We start from the raw sequence: 3,833 nt of genomic DNA on the forward strand, positions 1-3,833 counted from the left end.
CACAATCCTGCCGTGCCGGCCGATTTCCGCCCGCAGGTCCTGCTCGGAGAAAGGCTGCGCAGAAAAATAAAAGATGGCCGCAAGACAGGCCAGAATTACAAGCCACCGCCGCATATAACACAACTCCGCTTTTCTTTGTTTGCAACCTCTCTTAATAAAGTTTCATATAATTACCACTTAATGTCCTTTTCACCCGCCAACTTTCCATACCACCGGTTGTAATAATCCAGGTATTCCCCCGACTTGATACGGCGCCACCAGCCCTCATTCTCCAAATACCAGGCCACAGTTTTATGCATAGCCTCTTTAAAATCATAACCCCTGCGCCACCCAAGCTCATCCATAATCTTGGCCGGGTCGACAGCATAGCGCCGGTCGTGGCCCGGTCTATCCCCAACAAAAGTAATAAGCGTTTCAGGTTTTCCAAGGATATCAAGGATCATTTTTACCAAAGAAAGGTTGGTAACCCGTGCCCCGCCACCGATATTATATATTTCGCCTGCCCGTCCCTTGTCCAGGACCAGGCGCAGCGCCTCGCAGTGATCTAAAACGTAAATCCAGTCACGCACATTCATTCCGTCACCGTAAACTGGTATGGGCCTACCCTCCAGCGCGTTTGTAACCACCAGCGGAATCAGCTTTTCAGGAAACTGGTAAGGGCCGAAGTTGTTGGAACAACGGGTAATCACCACCTGCAGCCCGTGAGTTTTAAAATACGCCCTGCAGAGCAGGTCGGCTGAAGCTTTGCTCGCGGAATAAGGACTATTTGGAGCTAATGGAGTGCCTTCAGTAAAAAACCCGCCATCGTCCAAACTGCCGTAAACCTCATCGGTTGACACCTGCAAGAATTTTTTAACCCCGTGCTTACAGGCGGTATCCAACAACATTTGCGTGCCGAGAATATTAGTGTTGATAAAAGGGGCAGAGTTTTCAATGCTCCTGTCAACATGCGACTCGGCAGCAAAATTAATAACCATATTAAAATCATAATGCTTAAAGAGATCTTTCAGCAGCTCTGAGTCAGTTATATCTCCCCGGACAAAGGAATAACGCGAGTTATCTTCTACATCCGCCAGGTTTTCCAGGTTGCCGGCGTAAGTCAGCTTGTCAAGGTTTACAACCCGCCAGCCGGTTTCTTTTAAAATATGCTTTATAAAATTAGAGCCGATAAATCCAGCCCCGCCAGTGACAAGAAGGATCATCAATATTCCTCATTTCTAACGTGATTTATATACCGCCTTACCGCGTCCTCCCACGGCGGCAAACAGTACCCGGCAACTTGCTTCAAGGGAAACGGGTTTAAAACCGAGTAGCGCGGCCTGGCTGCGGGACGGGGATATTCTTCCGTCCTGCAGGGCTCTACTTCAGCAGTCAACCCGGCGACCTCAACCACCTTCCCGGCCAATCCAAACCAGGTTGTCGCACCGCTGTTAGTAGCGTGGTATGTCCCGTAAATACCCGTTCCGGCAAGATCAGCCAGAAGACAAGCCAGGTCTTTTGTATAGGTTGGAGTGCCGTACTGGTCGTCTACCACCTTCAACTCACTTTTTCCCCGGGCCAGTTTTAAAATTGTATCGACGAAATTCCTTCCGCCAGGTCCGAAAAGCCAGCTAGTCCTTACAACATAAAAACGCCCCCCAATTTCCCGTACTGCAGCCTCTCCGGTATATTTGCTTTCGCCATATACATTTATGGGATTTGAAAGATCGTATATATTGTAAGGCCGCTCAGCCTTGCCATCAAAAATGTAATCGGTGCTTATATGTACAATAGCTGCATTAACGCGCCGGCACGCAAGGGCGAGGTAACGAGGCCCCAGCCCGTTGACGGCAAAAGCCTTGTCCCTTTCTTCTTCCGCCCCGTCCACATTAGTGTAGGCCGCACAGTTAACCACCAAACCGGGTCCTACTTTATCAATAAGGGAAAAAACTGCATCCCTGTCCGTTATGTCTAATTCCCTGCGTGTCAAGGGAACAACGTTCGCCCCCCGCTTTAAGTACTCCTCCACCACCTGGCGGCCAAGCATGCCTGCCGCTCCAGTTACAATTACTTTCAACCGTGCCTTACCTCCCATTTATAAGGAACTGACGGGTCGTTGTGCGGCAGGCGGTACTCGTCCGGCTCGCCGTAATTATACAGTTCGGTGGGGAAGTTGACAATCATAGCGGGCGTCCCACCTTCAGACGTAAATCCGTGATAAACAAGCGGCGGTATTTTTAGCAAGACCGGGTTTAAATAACCAATGTGAAATTCATTTACCTGTCCTTTTGTTGCACTGCCCTCGCGGTTATCATAAAGCACTACCTTGGCCATCCCCGAGACACACACGAAATGATCCCATTGTAGCTTGTGATAATGCCAGGCCTTGTACACGCCCGGATAACAGCAAGTGATGTAAGACTGGCCGAATCTCATAAACTCAGGCCAATCGCTGCGCAGCATCTCCATCAAGTAGCCGCGCTCGTCCGGTACCAGGCGAAGCTTTTTAACCGTAACACCTTCTATTAATTCCATTTCTCTAGCCCCCCCTATTTCTTAAAATTCATAACGCCACTTCCGAATCATCTCCGATAAATAATCGGCAAATCCTGCGCCGGCTGTCGCTCCGTACAACTTTTGCGTTACAGCCGATCAAGCTGTCTTCAAGCATTTCCACGTCATACAATTGGCAATTTTCCATGATCACCGAGTGCTCAATACCCACCCTCTCCAAGGCGCTGTCTTTGCCGATAGCCGTATAAGGCCCGACAAATGAGTCACTAATACGGACATTATCACCTATGACCGCAGGCCCCCTGACAACACTGTTTTTTATTACCGCGCCCGGTGAAATACAAACACGGCCCACTATTTCACTTGAATCATCTATATTTCCACAAACCACCCGGCAGGCATATTCATCAAGCACCACCCGGTTGGCCTCCAAGATATCATCCTTTTTGCCGGTATCGAGCCACCAGCCGGCTAAAACCCTGGCTTCCACCCGGTGGCCCATTTCCATCATTTTCTGAATGGCATCGGTTATTTCCAGTTCACCCCGCCAGGAAGGCGTTATCCTGTCAATGGCATCATGTATCTCAGGCTTAAAAAGGTAGATACCTACCAGGGCAAGGTCACTGGGCGGCTCCTTGGGCTTTTCCACCAACTTCAACACCTGGTTTTCCGGCCCCAACACCGCCACACCAAACTGGCAGGGATCTTTAACCTTTTTCAACTGAATAATTGAATCACATGAACCGGATATAAAATCACGCACCAGTTCTCCGACACCGCCCTGGATAAGATTGTCGCCCAGGAACATAAGAAAAGGGGACTCGCCAAGAAAATCACGGGCCGTCCTAACCGCATGAGCCAGCCCCCCCGGCTGCTCCTGCAAAATATAAGTAATATCTGCGCTCCAGCGGGAACCGTTTCCCACTGATTCCTTAATGCTGTCTCCAGTTTCAGGAGAAATGATGATACCGATATCTTTTATGCCCGATGAACTTATCTGTTCCATCACAAAATGTATAATTGGTTTGTTAGCCACCGGGATCAACTGCTTGGCCGTGGTGTGTGTCAGCGGGCGCAGCCGAGTGCCGCGGCCGCCGGCAAGGACTAGAGCTTTCAAATAATCACCTCATTTCCAGAATTTCCGGTGCATACTGAAATATTTTTTCAGTTTTAGCGGTAATTTATCTTCCATCAAGCCGAGTTTATATCCGGCGTACTTAGCCAGGGTTAAACCCAAAGTATAAGGCAACCAGAAATAATTCTCATTCTTTATAAGATAGATAAACTGCTCTCTGGCAAATTTAAAACCTTCCCCTTCCGCTTTCGCATATTCCAGCAGC

Annotated in this window: 4 protein-coding genes and 1 pseudogene; all 5 read right to left on the reverse strand. The window is 49.1% G+C overall.

Annotation, left to right across the window (positions count from 1 at the left end; genetic code table 11):
- Positions 1 to 170 precede the first annotated feature (170 nt).
- Complete coding sequence (gene rfbB / locus A4E54_RS05865; protein WP_286724983.1) at positions 171 to 1,202, reverse strand: dTDP-glucose 4,6-dehydratase; 1,032 nt, start codon at positions 1,200 to 1,202, stop codon at positions 171 to 173.
- Complete coding sequence (gene rfbD, locus A4E54_RS05870; RefSeq protein WP_286724985.1) at positions 1,202 to 2,056, reverse strand: dTDP-4-dehydrorhamnose reductase; 855 nt, start codon at positions 2,054 to 2,056, stop codon at positions 1,202 to 1,204. The genes rfbB and rfbD overlap by 1 nt, the downstream gene beginning before the upstream one ends.
- Positions 2,053 to 2,514, reverse strand: coding sequence for a polysaccharide biosynthesis C-terminal domain-containing protein (locus A4E54_RS05875; RefSeq protein WP_286724987.1), 462 nt, complete (start codon positions 2,512 to 2,514; stop codon positions 2,053 to 2,055). The genes rfbD and A4E54_RS05875 overlap by 4 nt, the downstream gene beginning before the upstream one ends.
- A gap of 28 nt (positions 2,515 to 2,542) precedes the next feature.
- On the reverse strand, positions 2,543 to 3,610 hold the full coding sequence (locus A4E54_RS05880; protein ID WP_286724989.1) for a glucose-1-phosphate thymidylyltransferase: 1,068 nt from the start codon (positions 3,608 to 3,610) through the stop codon (positions 2,543 to 2,545).
- Positions 3,611 to 3,619: 9 nt separating this feature from the next.
- A pseudogene (locus tag A4E54_RS05885) lies at positions 3,620 to 3,833 on the reverse strand (rhamnosyltransferase); the annotation flags it as partial.

It is taken from the genome of Pelotomaculum sp. PtaB.Bin117 (assembly GCF_002067195.1).
Taxonomy (GTDB): Bacteria; Bacillota; Desulfotomaculia; order Desulfotomaculales; family Pelotomaculaceae; genus Pelotomaculum_D; species Pelotomaculum_D terephthalicicum.